General features: G+C 62.0%; 22 protein-coding genes and 1 pseudogene. 17 read left to right on the forward strand and 6 right to left on the reverse strand.

Features of this window, described 5'->3' with window-relative positions:
* The 5 genes from J4F42_02635 to J4F42_02655 all read left to right on the forward strand — a co-directional run.
* Positions 1-685: outer membrane lipoprotein-sorting protein (locus J4F42_02635; GenBank protein MCE2484385.1), on the forward strand; the 685-nt coding region annotated here is incomplete at its 5' end.
* A gap of 254 nt (positions 686-939) precedes the next feature.
* Positions 940-2,016: an amidohydrolase gene (locus J4F42_02640; protein MCE2484386.1), complete on the forward strand. Its 1,077-nt coding sequence runs from the start codon at positions 940-942 to the stop codon at positions 2,014-2,016.
* A gap of 100 nt (positions 2,017-2,116) precedes the next feature.
* Entirely contained in the window at positions 2,117-2,986 is an 870-nt protein-coding gene (locus tag J4F42_02645) for a 3-keto-5-aminohexanoate cleavage protein (protein MCE2484387.1), read from the forward strand.
* Complete coding sequence (locus tag J4F42_02650; GenBank protein MCE2484388.1) at positions 2,987-3,781, forward strand: methyltransferase domain-containing protein; 795 nt, start codon at positions 2,987-2,989, stop codon at positions 3,779-3,781.
* 22 nt (positions 3,782-3,803) lie between these two features.
* A complete protein-coding gene (locus J4F42_02655) occupies positions 3,804-4,199 on the forward strand; it encodes a RidA family protein (protein ID MCE2484389.1) in 396 nt (131 codons plus the stop codon).
* Positions 4,200-4,212: 13 nt separating this feature from the next.
* Here the strand turns inward: J4F42_02655 and J4F42_02660 are convergent, their stop codons facing one another.
* The 6 genes and pseudogenes from J4F42_02660 to J4F42_02685 all read right to left on the reverse strand — a co-directional run bounded on the left by J4F42_02660 (position 4,213) and on the right by J4F42_02685 (position 7,958).
* On the reverse strand, positions 4,213-5,727 hold the full coding sequence (locus J4F42_02660) for an amidase (GenBank protein ID MCE2484390.1): 1,515 nt from the start codon (positions 5,725-5,727) through the stop codon (positions 4,213-4,215).
* A gap of 132 nt (positions 5,728-5,859) precedes the next feature.
* Positions 5,860-6,015, reverse strand: coding sequence for a VOC family protein (locus J4F42_02665; GenBank protein ID MCE2484391.1), 156 nt, complete (start codon positions 6,013-6,015; stop codon positions 5,860-5,862).
* A gap of 171 nt (positions 6,016-6,186) precedes the next feature.
* Positions 6,187-6,394, reverse strand: a pseudogene (locus J4F42_02670) (type II toxin-antitoxin system RelE/ParE family toxin).
* A complete protein-coding gene (locus J4F42_02675) occupies positions 6,378-6,605 on the reverse strand; it encodes a CopG family transcriptional regulator (protein MCE2484392.1) in 228 nt (75 codons plus the stop codon). The pseudogene J4F42_02670 and the gene J4F42_02675 overlap by 17 nt, the downstream one beginning before the upstream one ends.
* 190 nt (positions 6,606-6,795) lie before the next feature.
* Positions 6,796-7,143, reverse strand: a complete 348-nt coding sequence (locus J4F42_02680) for a hypothetical protein (GenBank protein ID MCE2484393.1) — start codon at positions 7,141-7,143, stop codon at positions 6,796-6,798.
* A gap of 257 nt (positions 7,144-7,400) precedes the next feature.
* The gene (locus J4F42_02685; GenBank protein MCE2484394.1) at positions 7,401-7,958 is read right to left on the reverse strand and encodes an SRPBCC family protein; all 558 of its coding nucleotides are present in this window, start codon (positions 7,956-7,958) and stop codon (positions 7,401-7,403) included.
* Positions 7,959-8,355: 397 nt separating this feature from the next.
* On the opposite strand from J4F42_02685, the gene J4F42_02690 reads away from it, so the two are divergent.
* The 12 genes from J4F42_02690 to J4F42_02745 all read left to right on the forward strand — a co-directional run bounded on the left by J4F42_02690 (position 8,356) and on the right by J4F42_02745 (position 21,417).
* Entirely contained in the window at positions 8,356-9,519 is a 1,164-nt protein-coding gene (locus J4F42_02690; GenBank protein ID MCE2484395.1) for a CoA transferase, read from the forward strand.
* Positions 9,520-9,557: 38 nt separating this feature from the next.
* Positions 9,558-10,691 (forward strand): chorismate synthase, encoded by a 1,134-nt coding sequence (gene aroC / locus J4F42_02695; GenBank protein ID MCE2484396.1) that lies wholly within the window; start codon positions 9,558-9,560, stop codon positions 10,689-10,691.
* Entirely contained in the window at positions 10,688-11,188 is a 501-nt protein-coding gene (locus J4F42_02700; protein MCE2484397.1) for a RecX family transcriptional regulator, read from the forward strand. The genes aroC and J4F42_02700 overlap by 4 nt, the downstream gene beginning before the upstream one ends.
* Positions 11,189-11,247: 59 nt before the next feature.
* A complete protein-coding gene (alaS, locus tag J4F42_02705) occupies positions 11,248-13,893 on the forward strand; it encodes an alanine--tRNA ligase (GenBank protein ID MCE2484398.1) in 2,646 nt (881 codons plus the stop codon).
* Positions 13,894-13,953: 60 nt separating this feature from the next.
* The gene (locus tag J4F42_02710; GenBank protein MCE2484399.1) at positions 13,954-15,153 is read left to right on the forward strand and encodes a PhoH family protein; all 1,200 of its coding nucleotides are present in this window, start codon (positions 13,954-13,956) and stop codon (positions 15,151-15,153) included.
* Between the two features lies 1 nt (position 15,154).
* Positions 15,155-15,388 (forward strand): rRNA maturation RNase YbeY, encoded by a 234-nt coding sequence (gene ybeY / locus J4F42_02715; GenBank protein MCE2484400.1) that lies wholly within the window; start codon positions 15,155-15,157, stop codon positions 15,386-15,388.
* A gap of 10 nt (positions 15,389-15,398) precedes the next feature.
* Positions 15,399-16,937, forward strand: a complete 1,539-nt coding sequence (gene lnt / locus J4F42_02720) for an apolipoprotein N-acyltransferase (GenBank protein ID MCE2484401.1) — start codon at positions 15,399-15,401, stop codon at positions 16,935-16,937.
* 98 nt (positions 16,938-17,035) lie between these two features.
* The gene (gene prfB, locus J4F42_02725; protein ID MCE2484402.1) at positions 17,036-18,079 is read left to right on the forward strand and encodes a peptide chain release factor 2; all 1,044 of its coding nucleotides are present in this window, start codon (positions 17,036-17,038) and stop codon (positions 18,077-18,079) included.
* Between the two features lie 85 nt (positions 18,080-18,164).
* Positions 18,165-18,566 (forward strand): helix-turn-helix domain-containing protein, encoded by a 402-nt coding sequence (locus tag J4F42_02730; GenBank protein MCE2484403.1) that lies wholly within the window; start codon positions 18,165-18,167, stop codon positions 18,564-18,566.
* A gap of 66 nt (positions 18,567-18,632) precedes the next feature.
* Entirely contained in the window at positions 18,633-19,532 is a 900-nt protein-coding gene (locus J4F42_02735) for a PAC2 family protein (GenBank protein ID MCE2484404.1), read from the forward strand.
* Entirely contained in the window at positions 19,529-20,926 is a 1,398-nt protein-coding gene (gene rimO, locus J4F42_02740; protein ID MCE2484405.1) for a 30S ribosomal protein S12 methylthiotransferase RimO, read from the forward strand. Before J4F42_02735 ends, rimO begins: the two co-directional genes overlap by 4 nt.
* Before the next feature lie 65 nt (positions 20,927-20,991).
* Positions 20,992-21,417: a TraR/DksA family transcriptional regulator gene (locus J4F42_02745; protein MCE2484406.1), complete on the forward strand. Its 426-nt coding sequence runs from the start codon at positions 20,992-20,994 to the stop codon at positions 21,415-21,417.
* Positions 21,418-21,477: the final 60 nt, after the last annotated feature.

Genomic DNA, 21,477 nt, shown 5'->3' on the forward strand with positions numbered 1-21,477 from the left:
CTACATGTACCTGCCGGAGCTGCGTCGTGTGCGGCGCATCAGTGTGGCCAACCGCAGCGACGCCTTCTGGGGCACCGACGTAGACCTCGACTCGCTGTGGGGCTTCAACTCCAAGCATTCCTACTGGACCTTCCGGATCCTGTCTGAAAAAGACATCCTGGCTCCGGTTCACATCGGCCTGTACGGCACCCGTAAGGTCTGGTGCGCCGAGCCCGACGGCACGAGCGGCACGACGGCCTTTATCCCCTGCAATATTCCGTGGGAACGGCGGCCGGTGTACGTAGTCGAAGGGATTCCGACAGCCTACAGCCAGTACGCCTACTCCAAGCGCCTCATGTACATCGACAAAGACTTCTGGGGCATGAGCTTCGCCGAGATGTACGACCAGGGTGGTGAGCTGTGGAAGTTCTGGTTCAACCTGTTCAACTACGTCGGCACACCGTACGAGGGCTATCCGGTCAACAAGCTGGACGGCGCCACGTACAACTACGAGGACGTGTGGGCCTTCACCCCGCACGGTCAGGGTTCTGACCTCCAGCTGGCCCACTCGACCAAGTGGGACGCGCCGTCCGGCTACGCCAGATCGGCGAGTGAGTGGACCCAGGAGTGGTACTTCAACGAGCAAACCCCGATTAACACCCCGGAAGCGTTCTCGGTGAACTTCCTGATCCGCAGCGCTCGTTAACGCGCTGCGCAAGGGAGCGGTGTAGCAAGCCACTTTGGGCTGTCACCCGCTCCCTTGCAGGCTCCTAGGCTCACCGTGGTCGTGCCTGTAACCGCGGTGCGGACCGACTTTGTTTCGCCTTGAACAGCGAGTACCGGAGTGCGGTCCGCGCCGTTCCTCCAAGAAAATTCAGACTGAGAGTCGTACCGTATTACAGCTTGACAGTTGCGCTCTCGGAGTGCCAGACTTGGGCGGTCGTGCAGGAGGGATCAGCCATGGGCGCATATCAGGTCATCGACATTGACGGACACGTCTTTGAACAAGAGGAGATGTGGAAAGACTACCTCGAATCCGCCTACCAAGACCGCCGTCCTCGCATCGTGCCCGATAGTCGCGGCACCGAGCGTTATCTGATTGAGGGCAAGCTGTGGCCGACGCCAGAGGGCCGGGGCGCCTGGAACCCCGAAGGGATTGTCCGCGCGGCGTGTCGCCGGGAGGGGGGCTATGATCCGCACGCCCGCCTCAGAGACATGGATACCGACGGCATTGATATCGCGGTGCTGTACGGTACGACCGCGCTGGGTCTGTGTTGGCTGGAGGATCGGGACTATGGCGTAGCCTTGTGCCGGGCGTATAACAACTGGCTGTCAGACTATTGCAAAGCCGATCCCAAACGCCTCAAAGGCGTCGTCTCTTTACCCCTCCAAGACATGACCGCAGCGCTCAAGGAAGCCGAACGGGCGGTCAAAGAGTTAGGGATGGTCACCCTCCAGATCCAAACCAACGCGGTCGGCAAAAATCCCGATCATCCCAGCTATTATCCGCTGTACGAATTGGCCCAAGACCTGAATGTGTCCGTTGGCTTTCACTTTGGCGGCGGCGGGGCGGGCGTTGACCGTTTCGTCAACAACTATGTGCTGGCCCACGCCTGTGGCTTCGCTTTCGATACCATGTTGGCGATGTCGACCGTGCTGTGCGGTGGTATTTTAGAGAAATTTCCCAAGCTTCGGGTCGCCTTCCTCGAAGCCGCCTGCGGCTGGGCTCCGTACTGGCTGGCCCGGCTTGACGAGCATTATGAAAAGCGGACCGACGAGATGCCTCATATCACTAAAAAACCCAGTGAGTATCTCGCAGACGGCAACTGCTTCATCTCGTGTGATCCAGACGAAGAAGAGATCGCCCATGTAGTTGAGGTACTGGGCGACGACAAGATTGTCTTTGCCTCCGACTATCCGCACTGGGACGCCATGTTCCCCGGTGCGGTTGCCGCCATCAGCGAACGTGACGACATGCCGGATCAGGCCAAGCGGCGGGTACTGGGTGAGAATGCCCTGCGGTATTTGGGACACTAGCGCTCGGGCAGATACGCAAGATGAGGATGGGAACAGGGAGGAACGCGTGGACTTGCTGAAGAAACCGCGCTGAGCGTTTCAGCTCTTTCGAGGATGAACCATGGATAAAATTGTAATTAAAGCCTGTCTGAACGGGATGCGCGGGCGGGAACGCAGCCCGCAGGTACCCTGGACGCCGGCGGAGGTGGCGGCCGAGGCGCGCCGCTGTGCGGAGGCCGGCGCCGCTGTCGTTCACATCCACGCCCGCACCCCCGAAGGCGGCATCAGCTACGATCCAGACTGGTATGCCGAAGCCGACCGGATGATTCGGGACCAGACCGATCTGATTATCAACCACACCACCGCCCGGATGCCGGACGCCACGCTCGAGCAGGTCCTGCGCTATTTGCGGGAAACGCCCGAGCCGGTCGATATGATCTCGCTCAACTCGGGCAATATTGTCTTCAATACTCCACTGTCCGAGGGTGGCCGGCGCACAATCGCCATTCCCAACTCTTACGACGATATCAGACAGACCATACAGGTGTGCCGCGAGCGCGGGATTGTGCCCGAGCCGGCCGTACTCGATACCGGCTTCCTGTCGAATGTCGCCATGTTTGTGGAAGACGGCTTGCTGCCGCCACCGCGCTACCTCCTGGTTGAATTCTCAGGTCGCTTTGGTCAGGGCTTTCAGATCATGCCGGGTACGCCACGCAGCTACGCCTATATGACGGACTGCGTCAGAGAGGTCTTTCCGAACGCCACCTGGATCGCCCACGGCATTGAAGACAGTGTTTTCACCATCGCCAGCCTGGCCATCTCGACCGGAGCCCATCTGCGGATCGGCTTTGAAGACCGCGACACGCTGGTCGACGGCTCTCCGGCCCAGAGCAACGCCGACTATGTCAACTGGGCGGTCGAGGTCGCCCGCGCTCACGGCAGACAGCCCGCAAGCCCGCAAGAGGCGAGACACATCCTGATAGGCGAGTAAATGGCCCTTCCGTATTACAAGCAGCACTGGATCGACATCGAACACAGCCGTTTTTCCATCTACGACAGCCTGCTCGGCTACCACCCGCGGATGGCGCCCCTGCTGGCGCCGCTCGATGTGCAGCCCGGACAGTCGGTGCTCGACGTTGGTTCTGGTCCCGGCTCCATCACGCTGGAGTTCGGCCGTCGGGTCGGCAGCGACGGCCAGGCCGTCGGCGTTGATATCAATGCAACATTCGTCGAGCGCGCACAGGCGCAGGCCCAGCACCAGGGTCTGCCTCAGGTCCGCTATGAACGCGCCGACTTCCCTCCCCTGCCCTTCGCCGACCAGGCTTTTGATCGGGTGTTTTGCAAGAACGTGCTGGAATACGTGGACTCGGCCGCAGCAACGGTGCAAGAAATTGCCCGGGTGGCAAAACCCGGCGGCACAATCGTGCTGATCGACAGCGACTGGGACATGCTGGCCCTGGATGCCAGTGACGAAGCCTTGCACGACCGTGTTCTCCAGGCCGTGACATCGACCGCCACCAAAGAGCCCCGTATCGGTCGCAAACTGCCCCGCTTGTGCCAGGCGGCCGGGCTGACCGACATCACGACCAGGATCTTTGCCAGCCCCGACCGGGTCGGCCACGCGCTGCCCATGCTGGAAAAGAGCCTGTACCACTACGCCACTGTCTCTGGGACGGTGAGTCAGGCCGAGGCCGACGCCTGGCTGGCCGACATCAAAGCCCGGCTAGACAGCGGCGAGTACTTTTTCTGTTTGCCGCAGTTCCTGGTTGCCGCCACAAAATCCTGATCACCGGCCACACGAAAGAATCATGGCTCACCGCTTGCTGAATCCTCCCGACCTGGCCAGACCGCCCGGCTTCAGCCACGGTGCAGCCGGTAGCGGCCAGACGCTGTATGTCTCGGGCCAGGTCGGTAATGACGCGCAGGGCAGGCTGGTCAGCGACGATCTTGTCGAGCAGTTTGATCGGGCCTTGGGCAATGTCCTCACGGTTGTCCGCGCCGCAGGTGGGGCGGTCGAGGACATTGTGAAAATCAACCTGCTCGTCGTCGATCCGCGCGAATACACGGCCAGAGGCAGCGCCATAGGCACGGCCTACCGCAAACACATGGGCCGCCACTTCCCGGCCATGACCCTAGCCGGGGTGAGCGGTCTGTTTGACGAGCGGGCCAAGGTCGAAATTGAAGCGGTGGCCATGCTGCCCTGAGACGGCTTGGCTTCTAGCGTGTCTGCCACGCCGCCTGCCGCTCAAACGCGTGTCCCATCCGCAACAGCGTGCCGTCTTCAAAATGCCGGCCGGTCAGCATCAGGCCGACGGGCAGCCCATCGGACTTGCCGCACGGCACGGTCAGCGATGGATGGCCGGTCATATCGAACGGGGCCGTGTTGGCCAGCATGGTCCAGCCGAAATTCAGGTTCTGCTGTACGGACTGCCCGGCCTCATGCCGCTGGGCAACCATCGGGGTGGTGGGCATGACCAGCACATCACACTGCTCCAACACCGTGTCATAGGCCGCCTGGAGCGCCCGGCGTTGATTCTGGGCCTTGGCGTACAAACGTCCGTGATAGGCTTGGTTCAGGTACGAGCCCATCAGCACCACCAGCTTCACCTGGGCGGGCAGATCCTGGGCTTGCGCCTGGAGGGACTTGCCGAGCGTATTGGCGAAGCTCTCGTTGTAGAGCCCCTTCGAGTGATGGCCGACCCCATTGCCATACACCAGGGCGGCCATGCCTTCGGCAATCAGCGCCCAGGTAATGCCGCCGGCTTCGATATGCGCCGGAATGGACACCTCGTGCACCTCGGCTCCCAACTCGCCCAACGCGCTGACCGCCTCGTGGACCTTGGCATCCACCCCGGGCTGTGACACCGGCGTACCAAATCCCTCACGCACCACGCCCACTCGCAACCCGCTGATATCTTTCTCCAGCTCCTGGGTGTAGGGCTGGACCGGCACCTCGTACTGGCGGGGGTCGAGCGGGTCTTTGCCCGCAATGACCTCCAGCAGCAGGGCCGCATCGGTCACCGTGCTGGTCATTGGGCCGGTGTGATCGAAGGTGGGGTCAATGCCGACAATACCGGTATAAGGGACGAGGCTGTGGGTGGGCTTATGGCCGACCACCCCGCACCACGAGGCCGGGATGCGTATGGAACCGCCCTGGTCACCACCAATCGTCATGTCGATATCGTCGTACGACAGGGCGGCCCCGGAGCCCCCCGAAGAACCGCCGGCGCTGTGCTCGGGATTATGCTGATTCCGGGTCGGCCCGTAGGCGCTGGTATGCCCGCCGCCGGAAAAGGCGAAGTTATCCATATTCAGGACCGCCGTCACCTCTCCCCCGGCGTCGAGAATCCGGGTGATAATCGTCGCGTCTATATCCGGCACATAGCCGTCCAGGACCAGCGAGGCGCAGGTCATGGGCAGGCCGGCGATACACACATTGTCCTTGATACCCAGCCGTTTGCCGGCCAACTTGCCCGACGCCGCCCCCTTGACCGAGCAGCGCCGCACGATCGCGTTAAGCGGGTCATCCTCAGGACGGGGGCGCACCCCGGGGTCGCGGTCTCGATAGGTGACCGGGGGCAGATTGGTCGGTTTCTGGTCCAGCTCGTCCAGGGATGCAAACATGCCCGGCAGCATTGACTGGAAAGCCTCGAGTTCTTCCTCACTCAGCTCGAAATGATGCGCCTCGGCCAAGCGTCGCAGTTCATCACCGGTTGGCTTACGGAGTGCCATGCCCGTCCTCCTTATGTGATCTTAGGAAATCCGTTCGTCAACAAGGTGAACGATGATCTCTTCTTGCTCGGGCGGTCATCATCGTTCACCTTGACTGCAAAATAATGCCATCCGGGTCCTGGAACAGACACGTCAACACCTTGCCGCCCGGCGTTTGCCTTTTTGCACATCGTGGAACAGCGTCGGCAGACCGCCGACATTCTCCTCGGCCTCGCGGGTCACGGTCAGGCCCAGCACATCGCGATAAAACGGCAGGGATCGATCCATATCGCTGACGCCAATTGCCACGTGGGAAACTCCTTGCATAGCCACGCCCTCCTTGTGGTGTTACATGGCATACCCGCGCCGCTATTGTCCAGCGAAAAGGGCCGGCCGGGCTCTCGTGCCGACACACTCCACATCCGCGGTATCAACTCCGCCTATTATTGAAGAGCGACTCGTCCTTACGGAAGCGTAGCCTTAACGGTACACCTCGCGGCGGTTGCCAATTCTCACCACCAGGACGCGCAAAACATCATCCTGGATGTCGCAAATCACACGGCAATCGCCGACCCGGTAACGCCACAGCCCGCCCGTCCATGTAATTGGCAATGCGTCGGGCCGTCTGCTTCCCGAGTTTGCGAAGCTGGGTCTTGGCCGTGTCCGTGTACTCAATCGTCCAGGCCAAGGTCGGCCCTCACGTCCGCCGCAGCGTGCGTTTTTTCCTGGCCTTTGCGCAGACGCTCCAGCACGTCCGCAGCGAGGTAGTAGTCTTCCATATCCTCAAGGCCACGTTCGATGAGTTCACGCAGATAGAAAGCCTTGGTGCGCCCGGTCTGTGAGGCCAGAAAGTCAAGCCGTTGTTCGATCTCAGGAGCAAGACGGATCGAAGTCGCCATGTCAGAGCCTCCTTGGCGAATGAATATGTGTATTCACCATATCACATGTTGGACGATGGTGCTGGAGATGGTCGAGCTGAAGAGTGACGGAAAAGCACCGCAAGGCGGCTAGACATCGGGAGCGGACGCTTTTGAGCGGCCGCAGCCGGACCGGATTTGGCCTGTTCGCTCATCCGGTTCGCCTCTCCGGTCAAGGGCGGGGGCGCGTCACCCGGGCAAAATAATACGCACCATTGCGCTCTAAATCGGCATCGTTGCCTTGCTCGCCGTCGAAATGCCACCCACGCGCCTCATACCCGCCGATCTCTTGGTGGACTTTCTCGGCTGACGGGTAGGGACCGATGATCTTCACCTCGCTCGGCGCCTGCTCGGCCCGTATCTGTTTCCAGGTCGTTTGCAGCACGGCCATGTCATGTTCCAGCGCCCCCCAGGTGCGGTCCGCCGCCTGCTGACCCTCCGTAGCCCCGAAAAGCCGCAGATCCCGGTCCACCTTGCCCAGCGCCTGCCGCAGTTCCAACACCGCCTGTTCCTTCGTCATCCCTTCCGCTCCTTCCTCACGCATGCAAGCGTTTCGCTTGCTGCTGGCCCCCGCACCGAACATTCTTCGGCTAACTCGCCCTTTTGCCTCACATTCTTCAGCCGAGCATAGCATATTCAGGGCCGTAAGTCCCTGTTTTTCCTCCCCACCACCACCTGGCCGTACAGCCCCCTCCGCCCGATAACGCGCAAAGTGTCTACCTTGCAAGAACAAGGAAGAAGAGAGGGGGCCGGGCTCACCTGTTTATGAGAGAACGGCTAGTCGGAATACAGGGAGTTTTTGCCAAACTGATTCTTGCTGACTGTCTGGCCAGTCGTGGCGAAGAACTGGACGCCTTGCACCACACACGCAAGATAGTGCTGGAGGACTTCCCCAAAGAGGCGTGCCTGATACGCCTGTTTCTTCTCAGCACTCAGCGCGGATTTCAGCAGCGGAAACACTTCTATCGACAGGCGACAGGTCTCCAGAGAAGTCGGAGCAATGCGCCACAGAACCCGGGCGGTCTGATTGGGCGGAGCCCCCAGTTCGATGTCGTAGCCAACCCCCTCCCGCCAGTCCACGAAATTTCTCTGGTAGCGAATGCCACTGTAGTAGGTAATGGAATCACGAGAGCCCAGCCCCGGCCAGCGTTCGACTTCCGTCGCGGCACAGAAGGGATGAAACTGCTTGAGATTGCCCGGTGCAGCGATGGCCTGCCACACGTCCGCCGCTGGGACAGCAATCTCAACACTCGATTTCAGCGGACGGCCGGGCTCCAAGCCCCATTGCCGAAGCCCGGTTTTCCAATCTGTACTGGGGAACACATGAGTCGGCATAAGCCACCTCTCCGGGTTGATCACCGTAGGCTGGGTCCAGCCGCTGCCATTCTAGCCCGTCCCGGGCACGAACACAAAACGGCCCCGCCGCGGCCGCCGTCCGCTTACGATACAGACCAGAACGACTCGTGTTGAAGTGACGCTGATACCGGGCCGTGCTGCGTCCGACTTCCGATAGTGGGCCAGCACGTCTTGCGACAGCCGGATGGTCGTGGACACGTTCGGGGTGGCGACTGCTGGCCAAAGCTGTGTCAAATTGGCTGTCAAATAACGTGTCAAATACGGACGGAATTTTGCCTGTTTCCTTGCTATGAGGAGAAAAAATCGTTAGTTTTGCAGAGCTTATGATTTTTCTGGTTTGTCAAATTGGCTGTCAAATACGAGGACACATACGGACATGGCACTGCCCCTTGAGCATATCAGTGTGATCGACCTTACCCGCGCCCGCGCCGGCCCGACCTGCGTCCGCCAGCTGGCCGATATGGGCGCCGATGTCATCAAAGTCGAGCAGCCCAACGACGAAGAAGGGACCAGCCGGCATCATTTCGACTTTCAGAACCTGCACCGCAACAAGCGCAGTCTGGTGCTGAATCTCAAAGACGAGCGCGGCAAAGACATTCTCAAAAAGCTGGTGCGCGACGCCGACGTGCTGGTCGAAAACTATCGGCCCGCCGTGAAAAAGCGCCTCGGCATCGACTATGAGGCGCTGAAACCCCTCAACCCGCGCCTGGTCTACGCCAGCATCTCCGGCTTTGGCCAGACCGGACCGTATAAAGACCGTCCCGGCTATGACCAGATTGCCCAAGGCATGGGCGGTTTGATGAGCATCACCGGCCAGCCGGGCAGCGGACCGTGGCGGGTCGGCATCCCGGTCGCCGACCTGAGCGCCGGCCTGCTGGCCGCCCAGGGCATTCTGGTTGCCCTGCTCGAACGCGAGCGCTCGGGTGAAGGTCAGTGGGTCCACACCTCGCTGCTCGAAGCCATGGTGTCCATGCTCGATTTTCAGGCCACACGCTGGCTGATCGGCCAGGAAGTCCCCCCCCAAGCCGGCAACAACCACCCGACCAGTATCCCGACCGGCAGCTTCAAGGTCAAAGACGGTCATATCAACATCGCCTCGGGTGGCCAGCATATGTGGAAACGCTTGTGCCATGTGCTTGAAGCCGACGAATTGTACGACGACCCGCGCTTTGCCTCACCGGGCCGACGCTCGCGCAACCGTGACGAGCTGAGCCGTGAGATGGAAGCCCGGCTGGCCCACAAAACCGCGGCCGAGTGGATCGCCGCACTCAACGCCGCGGGCGTGCCGAGCGGTCCCATTCTGTCGATTGATCAGGTCTTTGCCAATGAACAGGTCGAACACCTGGGCTTGGCCACCCCGCTTGGCCACCCCCAGCTGGGTGACATTCAGGTCCTGGGCCTGCCCGTCAGCCTCAGCCGCACGCCCGGTGGGGTCCGCACGCCCACCCCGGAGAAAGGCCAGCAGACCGATGAGATTTTGCGCCAGCTGGGTTTGAGCGCGGAGGAAATCCGGCGCTTGCACGAGGATGAGGTGGTATAACTTTCGCCTCGGCCTCTCCCCACTGCATCAGGACAGCCATGCCAGGCAACACCTTTGGAACCGTCTTACGAGTGACCACCTTCGGCGAGAGCCACGGCCGAGCCGTGGGCGTGGTTGTGGACGGCTTTCCGGCCGACTTCCCGCTTGACCTGGCCGCCATTCAGCACGAGATGAATCGCCGCCGGCCCGGCCAATCCAAACTGGTCACCCAGCGTAAAGAGGGCGACCAGATCGAGGTCTTCTCGGGCGTGTTCGAGGGCAAGACGACCGGCACCCCGCTGATGGCCATGGTCTCGAATACCGACACGCGTTCCAGAGACTATGACGAACTCGCCCAGCTGTTCCGGCCCGGACACGCCGACTTCACCTATTTCGCCAAGTACGGCCACCGCGACCATCGGGGCGGAGGCAGGGCATCAGTGCGGGAATCGGTCGGGCGGGTGTTTGCCGGCGCCCTCGCCAAGCAGCTGCTGGCCCGGTTCGGGATCACGATCAAGGGCGGCGTCACCCAGGTCGGCAAAGTCTGCGCCCAGGCACGGCTGTGGGACACGGTCGAAGACAACGAGCTGCGCAGCGTTGATCCGGCCAGCGTGGCCGCCATGCGGGCCGAGATCGAACGGGCCAGAAAAGAGCGCGATTCGGTCGGCGGGGTGATCGAGGTCGTGGCCGAAGGCGTACCGCCCGGGCTGGGCGAGCCGGTGTTCGGCAAGCTCGACGCCGAACTGGCCGCCGCCCTGATGTCCATCCCGGCGGTCAAGGGGGTCGAGTTCGGAGCCGGTTTTGCCGCCGCCGCCATGCGCGGCAGCCAGATGAACGATGAGCTGTCTCCGACAGGCTTTGTGAGCAATAATCATGGCGGTATGCTGGGTGGCATTTCCTCTGGCGCACCGATTGTCGCGCGCCTGGTGGTCAAGCCGACCTCCTCCATCCCCCAGGACAAAAACACGATTGATGTGCATTTTCAGCCGCGCACGGTGGCCACCCGCGGGCGGCACGACCCGTGCGTGGCCATCCGCGGCGTGCCGATTGCCGAGGCCATGGTTGCCCTGGTCCTGGCCGACTCCCTGCTGCAAGACTTAGCCACCCGAGGGGCGCGGGAGTACTTCTCGCCGCGCGAGTATCTCGACTACGACTCGGCGGCCGGAGTCCGGCGGCGGCAAGGGAAACGATGAGGACCGCCAAAGGCACGCGTAGCCCCCTCGACTACGCCTACCGCCTGCTGGGTCGCCGCGCCTACAGCACGGCCGGCCTGGCGGCAAAGATGCGCGCCAGCGGCTTCAGCCCCCACGCGGTGGAGCGGACCGTCACCCGCCTCAGCAGCCAGGGCTATCTCAACGACGCCCGGATGGCCGCCGCGCTGACCGAGCGCTTCCAGGCGCGCGGCTTTGGCCCGGCCGCCATCCGGCAAAAACTCGTCCACCACCAGCTCGATTCCGCCCTGATTGAGCAGACGCTTGACGCGCGACAGCCGGCCCTCGAACTCGAGGCTGCCCGCAAGCTGCTGGCTAGCCGTTTTCCTGCGGACGCGCTACAACAAGCCAAGACCTATGCCCGGGCGTTGCGCCTGCTCCTGCGCCGTGGCTATTCCTACGAGCTTGCCAAACAGCTGTTGGGTAGACCGCCCCGGGATGAACCCGAAGATGAACAGGGGGTCGACGATCTCATGTAGACGAGGTCGTCATCGACCCTTTTGGTCGAGTGAGCCCAGCGGCCGAAAGAAGACGAGCCATGACGGGAAACGAGATTCGAGACAGTTTTCTGCGTTTTTTTGCCGACCGGGGCCATCGCATTGTGCCCAGCGCGTCTATCATTCCAGCCAGCGACCCGACGCTCCTGTTCACCAATGCGGGCATGGTGCCGTTCAAGAATATCTTTCTGGGTATGGAACAGCCGGCCCATCCCCGGGTGGTCGATTCCCAGAAGTGTCTGCGGGTGTCGGGCAAACACAATGACCTCGAAGAAGTCGGCCGCGATACCTATCATCACACCTTCTTTGAGATGCTCGGCAACTGGTCGTTTGGCGATTACTACAAAGCCGAAGCCATTGGCTGGGCCTGGGAACTGCTGACCGAGGTATGGCAGCTGCCCCCCGAGCAGCTGTGGGCCAGCGTGTATACCACCGACGATGAAGCCGACACGTTGTGGCGGACGCAGACCAGCATCAATCCGGACCAGATTCTGCGCTTTGGCGAAAAAGACAATTTCTGGGAGATGGGCGAGACCGGACCGTGCGGACCGTGCTCCGAGATTCACATCGACCGTGGGCCGGGGTCGTGCGAGCTGGTCAACACCCCGGGCCACACCTGCGGCGTCAACGCCGACTGCCCGCGCTTTATTGAGCTGTGGAATCTGGTGTTCGTTCAGTACAACCGCAACCCCGACCGCTCGCTCGACGACCTGCCGGCCACCCATGTGGATACCGGCATGGGTCTGGAGCGTGTCGCCGCAGTCCTCCAGGACGTGCCGGGCAATTACGACTCCGACCTGCTGCGCGACGTCATCCGCGCCACCGAAGCGCTCAGCCCGATCCGTTACGGCAGCACGCCGGACAGCGACATTTCCTTTCGGGTGATTGCCGACCACGCCCGGGCAGCCGCGATTGCGATTGCCGACGGTGTGGTGCCGACCAACGACGGCCGGGGCTATGTGCTGCGCCGCATCATGCGTCGGGCCCTGCGCCACGGGCGGCTGATCGGCTTTGAGCAGCCCTTTTTGTGGCGCGTCGTTGACAGTGTGGTATCGCTGATGGGCCGGGCATATCCCGAACTGACCGAGCGCAGGGACTATCTCAGCGAGGTCATCCGCACCGAGGAAGAACGCTTTTCCGACACCCTGGGCAGGGGCTTGGCCCTGCTGGAGCAGGAGATCGGCAGCCTGCGGACCGACTCGGCCACCCGCCTGTCAGGAGAGATTGCCTTTCGCCTGTACGATACCTACGGTTTCCCGCTGGACCTGACCGAAGACTTCCTGGCCTCCGAGGGGTTCGCGCTGGACCGGGACGGTTTTGAGCAGGCCATGGAACAGCAGCGCAGCCGCGCCCGCGAGAGCCAGAAAGACCTCGTCTATATCAACACCGGTCTGACGGACCTGCACTCCCGTTTTGTCGGCGACCGGATTACCGAGTGGGAATCCGAGATCCTGGCCGTGCTGGTCGATGGAGAATCGCGCAGCGGTCCGGTCGGTCAGGGGCAAGCGGTCGAGATTGTCACCGCCGAGACTCCTTTTTACGGCGAATCCGGTGGTCAGGTGGGGGATAGCGGCCGCCTGGAGACCGCCCGGGGTGATCTGGTCGAGATTCTCGATACCCAGAAGCCCCAGCCGCTGCTGACGGTTCATCGCGGCCGGGTCAGCCGTGGGGCGGTTCAGACCGGCGACCGGGTGCGTCTCATCCTCGACACCGCGCGGCGCGAGGCGACCCGACTCAACCACTCGGCCACCCACGTGATGCACGCCGCGCTCAGACAGGTCTTGGGCAGCCATGTCCGCCAAGCCGGCTCCCTGGTGACCCCGGACCGCCTGCGTTTCGACTTTACTCATACCAGCCCGGTCAAACCGGACGAGCTGGCCCACATCGAGACCCTGGTCAATACCCATATCCGTGACAACGCCGAGGTGAGCAGCACGGAGATGTCCCTCAACGAGGCGCTCAAAGGCGGCGCACTGGCCTTCTTCGGCGAAAAATACGGCGAGCGTGTCCGGGTGGTCCGGATGGGGGACTTCTCAACCGAACTGTGCGGCGGCACGCATGTCGGCCGCACCGGCGATATTGGTCTGTTCAAGCTCAGAGCCGAGAGCGGCGTGGCGTCCGGGGTACGGCGCGTCGAAGCCACGACAGGCGATGCCGCCCTCGACTGGGTGCGCCACAAAGAGCAACTGCTCAAAGAGGTCGGGACGCTGGTCAAGGGCGCGGAAGAAGACGTGACCGCCAAGATCACCCGCCTGTTGGCCCAACAGCGCGAGTTGGAAAAGCAGCTGGCCGAGCTGCAAAGCCAGGTGGCCGGCTCGCAGAGCGATGCGCTGCTCAGTCAGGCGCGACAGCTGCACGGCGTCAACGTCCTGGCCACCCGGGTCGAGGGGATCGACGCCGCAGGTCTGCGGGAGATGGCCGACCGGCTGCGCGATAAACTCCAGCCGGGAGTCATCGTGTTGGGCTTGGTCAAGGGCGAGCGGGTCAATTTGCTGGCGGCGGTCAGCAAAGACGTGACCGAGCGCTATCAGGCCGGGGCGCTGATCAAACAGCTCGCTCCGATCGTCGGTGGCGGTGGTGGCGGCCGGCCGGACTTTGCCCAGGCTGGCGGCAAAAATCCTGCACGGCTGGATGAAGCGCTGCAAAAGGTGTATGAGCTGATTGAGCACGGTACGGAGGAACGCTGATCGCTCAATGAGACGGTCAGCGTTCCCCGGTCTTGAGACGCCACGCCAGCCCGGAGCCATATGGAGCATCACCTCCGAGACACGTCCCACCTGGAGTTTGACGATCCTCGTTTCTTCCGCGACCTGCTGGGGAACCAGGACGCCCACCTGCGCGGCATGGAAAAGGCGCTGGGGGTAAAAATCTCGGCCACGGGGTCCGGTCTGAACATCGCCGGCGAGGACCACCTGCGCGACCTCGCCGGCCGGGTTGCGACCCAGCTGTACGGCTTGATTAAAAGCGGCTATCCGGTCTATCCCAGCGACGTTGACTACGCCATTCGCATCCTGAGCCGCAACCGGTCGGCCAAGCTGCGCGACATCTTTCTGGATACCGTCTATATCTCGTCCAAACGCCGCACGATCACGCCCAAAAGCCTGGCCCAAAAGTCGTACATCGACGCCATCCGCAGCCACGACATCGTGTTCGGCATCGGCCCGGCGGGCACCGGAAAAACCTATCTGGCCATGGCCGTGGCGGTCGCCGCCCTCATGAAGCAGAAGGTGAGCCGGGTGGTCCTCACCCGGCCGGCGGTCGAAGCCGGAGAAAAACTCGGCTTTCTGCCCGGCGACCTGGCCGAAAAGATCAATCCCTATCTGCGGCCCCTGTACGACGCCCTGTACGACATGGTCGATTTTGACCGGGCGCGAAAAATGATCGAACGCGGCACGATTGAGGTCGCGCCCCTGGCGTTCATGCGGGGCCGGACGCTCAACGATTCCTTTGTCATTCTGGACGAGGCCCAGAACACCACGAGTGAGCAAATGAAGATGTTCCTGACCCGCCTCGGCTATGGCTCACAGGCGGTCATCACCGGCGACATCACCCAGATCGATCTGCCGCCCGGCACCCGGTCCGGCCTCAAAGAAGCGCGCTCCATTCTGCGCAATATTGACGGCATTGAGTTTACCCTGTTCACCGAGAAGGATGTGGTCCGCCACCGGCTGGTCCAGGATGTGATTAGCGCCTATGAACGCGACCAAGAAAAACGAGAGCAGACCAGACACGCCCGCCGAGACCGCCGCCGGCAGCGCCAAGCCGGGGCTCGTCATCGACATCTGCGGAACAGTACCGACGGTGAGTCGGACCCTACTGCGCAGCTGGGCCAAGACGATCCTCCGCCATCTGGGACAGACCCCGACCGAACTCAGCATCGCCCTGGTTCGCGATCCGCAGATCCGCCGTCTCAACCGTCAGTACCGCCACCAGGACAGCCCGACTGATGTGCTGTCCTTTCCCTTAGCCGATGCGGCCTGCCCGTTTCTGCTCGGCGATGTCATCATCTCGGTCGAGACCGCCAGCCGCCAGGCCGCCGGCCGTGGCATCGGCCTGGCGGAAGAACTCCAGAGCTTGTTGATTCACGGGATTTTACACCTAGTGGGCTACGACCACGAGGTCTCAGCCAGCGAGGCGAGGCGGATGCGGCGCAAGGAACGCGAGCTCAAAGCCCAGCTCTAAAGACCTCACCATGCTGTCCCTGCTGCGCTCCAGACAGACCGCCCTGGTCTTTGCCAGCGGCATGTTGCTGTCGCTCGCCTTTCCCAAAGCCGATCTCGGCTTTGTGGCCTGGGTCGCCTTTGTTCCCCTGGTCTGGGTGGTGTGGGAAGGCTCCCTGCGCCAGGCCTTTTTCTACGGCTGGATGGGCGGCATGGGCTTCTATCTGTGCACCGTCTACTGGGTCGTGCACACCATCGGTCTGTACAGCAACATCCATCCGGTTGTCGCCGTCATCCCCCTGTTCCTGATGTGCAGCATTCTGGCCGCCTACACCGGCGCCTTTGCCCTGGGCGTCCGCTGGTGTAAGGGCAACTGGCGATGGCTTCTGATTTTTGGGCCCCTGCTGTGGGTCAGCCTGGAGTGGCTGCGGTCGTTTTTCTTCATCGGTTTTCCGTGGGTCAGTCTGGGCTATTCGCAACATCAGTCGCTGAACCTGATCCAGATCGCCGAACTGACCAGCGTCTACGGTATCTCGGCCCTGGTCATCTTCGGCAACCTGGTCGTGTTCACCTTGGCCTGTAAGCGCGGCCCCGGGCGCGGGCGGCTACTGGTAGGAACGCTGGTCCTCATCCTGTGCGTTATGGCCTGGGGTTCGTGGCGCCGATCCCAGCTGGCCAGCCTGCCCCACGACCAGCGCCTGCGCGTCGGCGTCGTCCAGGGCAATATCGAACAGGATGAAAAATGGCATCCGGCTTTTCAGGCTGAAACCATCGCCCGCTACGCCCGGATGACGCGCCAGGCCGCCGCCCAGGGCACTGGGCTGATCGTCTGGCCGGAAACCGCAGTGCCCTTTTTCTTTCAGTCAGACCATACCTACCGTGGCCGGATTCTCGGTCTGGCCCGTGAAATGAAGACCCCGCTGCTGTTCGGCAGCCCTGCCTTCCAGCGCAGCCCGCGTCGCGTCACCCTGTTCAACCGGGCCTATCTGCTGTCGGCCGAGGCCGAGGTCGTGGATCGCTATGACAAGATCATTCTCACCCCGTTCGGGGAGTTCATCCCTTTTCAGGACAGCTTTCTGTTTTTTCTGGATAAGCTCGTCGAAGGTATTGGCGATTTTGCCCCCGGCACCACGCCGACCGTTTTTCCGCTGCCGCCGCACGCCTTTGGCGTCCTGATTTGCTACGAGGACATTTTTCCGGACTTGGCTCGCCGCTTTGTTGAAGGCGGAGCTACCTTTCTGGTGAATATCACCAATGACGCCTGGTTCGGCCGGACCGCCGCCCCGTATCAACACCTGATGATGGGAGCCCTGCGCGCGGTGGAAAACCGGGTGCCGCTCGTCCGGGCGGCCAACACCGGCATTTCCGCAGTTGTTGATGTGACCGGCGCGGTACGAACCCGCACGCAGCTGTATGAGACGACGTTCTTTGTCGAAGACATCAGCTGGCCTCGGGTGACCAGCTTTTATACCAGGTATGGCGACATCTTCGCGCGCCTGTGTGCCCTCGGCTGTCTGGGTATGCTAGGATATCGCGGCGTGCGGTATTACCAACACCGCCGTAGACAGTGACCACCACCCGATCAAACACGGATCATCGTCTCCAAGGGAGGACGCCATGCTGGCCGAGATGAAGGAAAAACTGACTGAACTCCAGGCCCGGGTAGACAATCTCGGGAGGCATCTTTGACATCGCCGCCAAAGAGGCCCGCATCGCTGCGCTCGAAGAGCTGATCGGCGCTGGCGAATTCTGGCACGACCAGGACACAGCCCAGGCTGTCCTCAAAGAGCGCGCCGCGCTGCGCGATACGGTCGGCGACTGGAAAACGCAGCAGCAGGCGCTGGCCGACGCCCTGGTTTTCTTTGAAATGGCCGAGGCCGGCGATGCCGAGGCGACCGACGAGGTCGAAACCACACTGGTCGAGATTGGTCAGGCCGTCAGCACGGCCGAGATGCACCAGCTGCTCGGCGGTGAGCACGACAGCCACAACGCAATCGTCAGCCTGCGCCCCGGCGCCGGCGGACTCGAAGCCCAGGACTGGGCCGATATGCTGTTGCGCCTGTACCTGCGCTGGACGGAGCGGCGCGGCTTTCGCACCGAGGTTGCCGAGTATCTGCCGGCAGAAGGCGGCGGCCTGAAAAATGCGACCTTCACCGTTGAAGGCGCCTATGCCTACGGCTATCTCCGCGCCGAAGCGGGGATTCATCGGCTCGTCCGCATCTCTCCGTTTGACGGCAACGCCCGGCGCCATACCTCCTTCGCCTCGCTGTTTGTGTATCCGGAGATCGACGACAGCGTTGAGATCGATATTCGTCCCGAGGATCTTCGCGTCGATACCTATCGGGCCAGCGGAGCGGGCGGCCAGCACGTCAATAAAACCGACTCGGCCGTCCGCCTGACCCATCTGCCGAGCGGCCTTGTCGTCACCTGTCAAAATGAGCGATCGCAGCACCGCAACCGGACGATGGCGATGAAAATCCTCCGCGCCCGTTTGTATGAACACGAGCTGGAGAAACAAAAAGAGCGGCTGGAAGATCTGGAAAAGAGCAAAAAGGATATTGCCTGGGGCAGTCAAATCCGCTCGTATGTCCTGCACCCCTACCGGCTGGTCAAGGACCACCGCACCGGGGTCGAGATCGGGAATACGGACGCGGTGCTCGACGGCGATATTGATCCCTTCATTGAAGCGTATCTGCTCCAAAACAGACGATGATGACTCCCTGATCAAGAAGAACTCAGCATCCACTTTGCCAACGCCTGGCCGTCTGAGCCGGCGCCGTACTCGGAAAGCACACGACATGCCCGGAGAACTCGCCACACTACTCAAACAAAAACGGGAAGAGCAGGGGCTGTCGTCCCAAGAGGTGTGCAGCCAGACGCGCATCCCAGAGTCCTATTTGTCCATTTTAGAGGGCCAGGGCGATCCGCGCGTGCTGGCCGATGCCCTGTATCTCGTCCCCTTTTTGCGTACCTACTCGACGTTTCTCGACCTGGACCCGGCCGAAACCGTTCCTCAATTCCTGGCCGATATCCGACACGAGACACCCGGAGCGGGCGCGCCCCAGCGCACGGCGCGCCAGTTTTCCCGCCCAATCGTCATCGGGCTTGTTCTCCTCGCCCTCGTCGTGCTGGGAGGCTATGTGTTCAAAGACAGCCTGCCCTGGCTTGAATCCCTTGGCAACACTTCGGGAAGCAGGTAGACTCCTGCGACGCTTCAGCAGTGCATGGGCGTGCCATGTGCCCGCAGCTCACAAGGAGGGGAAGTGATGAGCGCACTACAGATACACGAACTCCCCACACTCACCGACCCGGTCTTGATCGTCGCCTTTGCCGGCTGGAACGACGCCGGGAATGCGGCGACACATGCCGCGGAGTTCCTGGTCAAGGGTCTGCAAGCCCGCAAGTTTGCCGACATTGACCCTGAGGAATTCTATGATTTTTCGGAAACCCGGCCCCAGGTCCGCCTCAAAGAAGGGCTGTACCGGGAGATCAAGTGGCCGGCCAACGACTTTTTTTACTCCACGACCCCGGCCCTGCGCCGCAACCTGATTCTGGGGGTTGGCATTGAACCGCAGTTGAAGTGGAAAACCTACTCAGCCGCCATTCTCGACCTGGCCAAACAGTGCGGGGTGAATCTGGTCATTACCCTCGGGGCGCTGCTGGCCGATGTGGCCTACTCGCGGCCGGTTCGGGTGGTGGGTTTCTCCAGCGATCCGACCCTGGCCAGCCAGATTCAGGTCACCCCGTCCCGCTACGAAGGTCCGACCGGCATTGTCGGCGTGTTCAACGACGCCTGCCGCCAAGCCAGCGTGACCTCGGCCAGCTTTTGGGCCAATGTGCCGCACTATATCTCGGCCACACCCAACCCCAAGGCCGCCCTGGCCCTGGTCGAACGGCTCGAGTCCTTCCTCCAGTTCAGCATTGAAACCGCCGAGTTGAGCACCCAGGCGTTCGATTTTGATGCCAAGGTCGCCCAGGCCGTATCCGAGAATCCCAATATGGCCGCCTATGTCAAACAGCTCGAAGAACGGGACCAGGAGGAAGGAGTCGGACTGGAGACCGCGCCCAAAGGCAACGGCAACGGCCACGCCAACGGCCATGATATGGAAGACGCGCTACAGCGTTTCCTCCAGCAACGCAAAGATGACAAGGATGAGGATGAATGAGGCCGGGCAGCATCTGTCCCCGCCTCCACACACCCGGCATGGACAACACCGTATACATGGTCAACCTGGGCTGCCCCAAGAACCTGGTCGACGGAGAGGTGATGCTCGGCCTGCTGGCTCAGGCTGGCTACACCATGAGCCTCGACCCAGACCAGGCCGGCATCCTGATGGTCAACACCTGTAGCTTTATCGACGAGGCCAAGGAAGAGTCGATTGAAACGATTCTTGAGCTGGCCACCTACAAAGAACACAGCCCGGCCAAGCAACTCATCGTGACCGGCTGCCTGGCCCAGCGCTACGCACCCGAGCTGCGGGCCTCGCTGCCCGAGGTGGACGTGTTTGTCGGCACCGGCGAGTTTCTGCGGATCACCGACATTCTGCGCGCCAAGCGGGCCGCCCTGGACGGTCCGGTCTCGTATGTCGGCGCGGGCCACATTTTGCCCGATCAGACCACCCCACGCGTCCCGACCACGCCGTTTTACTCCGCCTACCTCAAGGTCGCCGAGGGCTGTAACCATCAGTGCGCCTTCTGTATCATCCCCAAGATTCGGGGCCGACAAGAGAGTCGTTCCATCGACTCCCTGCTAGCCGAAACCGAGACCCTGGCCGCCCAAGGTGTGCGCGAACTCAACCTGATCGCCCAGGATCTGACCGCCTACGGCCGGGAGCGACGCGACGGCACCACCCTGCTGGGGCTGCTGCGGGCGCTGTGCCGGGTGGACGGCATTGACTGGATCCGCCTACTGTACTGCTACCCGAACTATCTGGACGCGGCCATGCTGCGCTGCATTGCCGAGGAAGACAAGATCTGCCCCTACATCGACCTGCCCCTCCAGCACATCAGCGACCGGATGCTGCGGGCGATGCGCCGAGAAAAAAGCGGGGACGGTATTCGCCGCCTGCTGGACCGGATTCGGACCCATATCCCCGGCGTCGTGCTGCGCAGCTCTTTCATCGTCGGCTTTCCGGGCGAGCAGGAAGACGATTTTCGGCAGCTGCTCGACTTCATCGGCGAAGCGGAAATTGATCACGTCGGCGTTTTCCGCTACTCGCAGGAAGAGGGCACGCGGGCCGGGCTGATGGCAGACCAGGTCGGGCCAGAGCTCAAACACGAGCGCTGGACCCGGCTCATGGAACGCCAGTATCAGGTCGTGCGCAAAAAACAGCTGTCGCTGATTGGCGCTGAGCAGGCCGTCCTGATGTGTGACACCGACGAACAGGGGCGGGTGTGGGGTCGCACGCGCGGTCAGGCGCCCGATATCGATGGGGTGGCGTATTTCCCCCAGGAGACCCGGTCGGCCAACGGAGAGATTGTGCCGGTGCGCATCGTCGGTGCCAATGGGTACGACCTGAACGTGCAGCGGCTGTCCGGAGCGCTGCCGACAAACGGTTGACTTTGAGTGGGTTGTTTATTAGGGTGGGGCACTTTTCAGCAATCGAGTCGGAGAGGGAAGGTCGCATGCGAAAAACGTTTCTGAAAAAAATGCACGAAACGTTGACCGCTCAGAAACAGCAAATCCTGGAGCAGTTGGACGAAGAGTTTCGGGTCGGCAAAGAAGGCACGATCGAAGAAGGCATGGACACCTATGACCTGGCCAGCGAAGAGCGCGACCGAGAGATCAATCTGATCCTGAGCGACCGCGACCGGGATAAACTCCAGGCGATCGAAGACGCCCTGGAACGCATCACATCTGGTGACTACGGCCTGTGCGACATGTGTGAAGAAGAAATCACGCCCCAGCGGCTCGAAGCCCTGCCGTTTACCCGGCTGTGTGTGTCCTGCCAGAGCGATCTCGAAAAAGAAGCCAAACTGCACCGCCGCAACGATGACGACCGTCTCCGCCGACGCGGGTCGCTGGTCGATCTCGACGACGACGGCGCCTGAACACTAGCGTTCTTCCCTCTCCAAACGGGACATCTCAGACCGAAAAGATGAACGAGGATG

The sequence above is a fragment of the Desulfurellaceae bacterium genome (assembly GCA_021296095.1).
Classification (GTDB): domain Bacteria; phylum Desulfobacterota; class Binatia; order Bin18; family Bin18; genus JAAXHF01.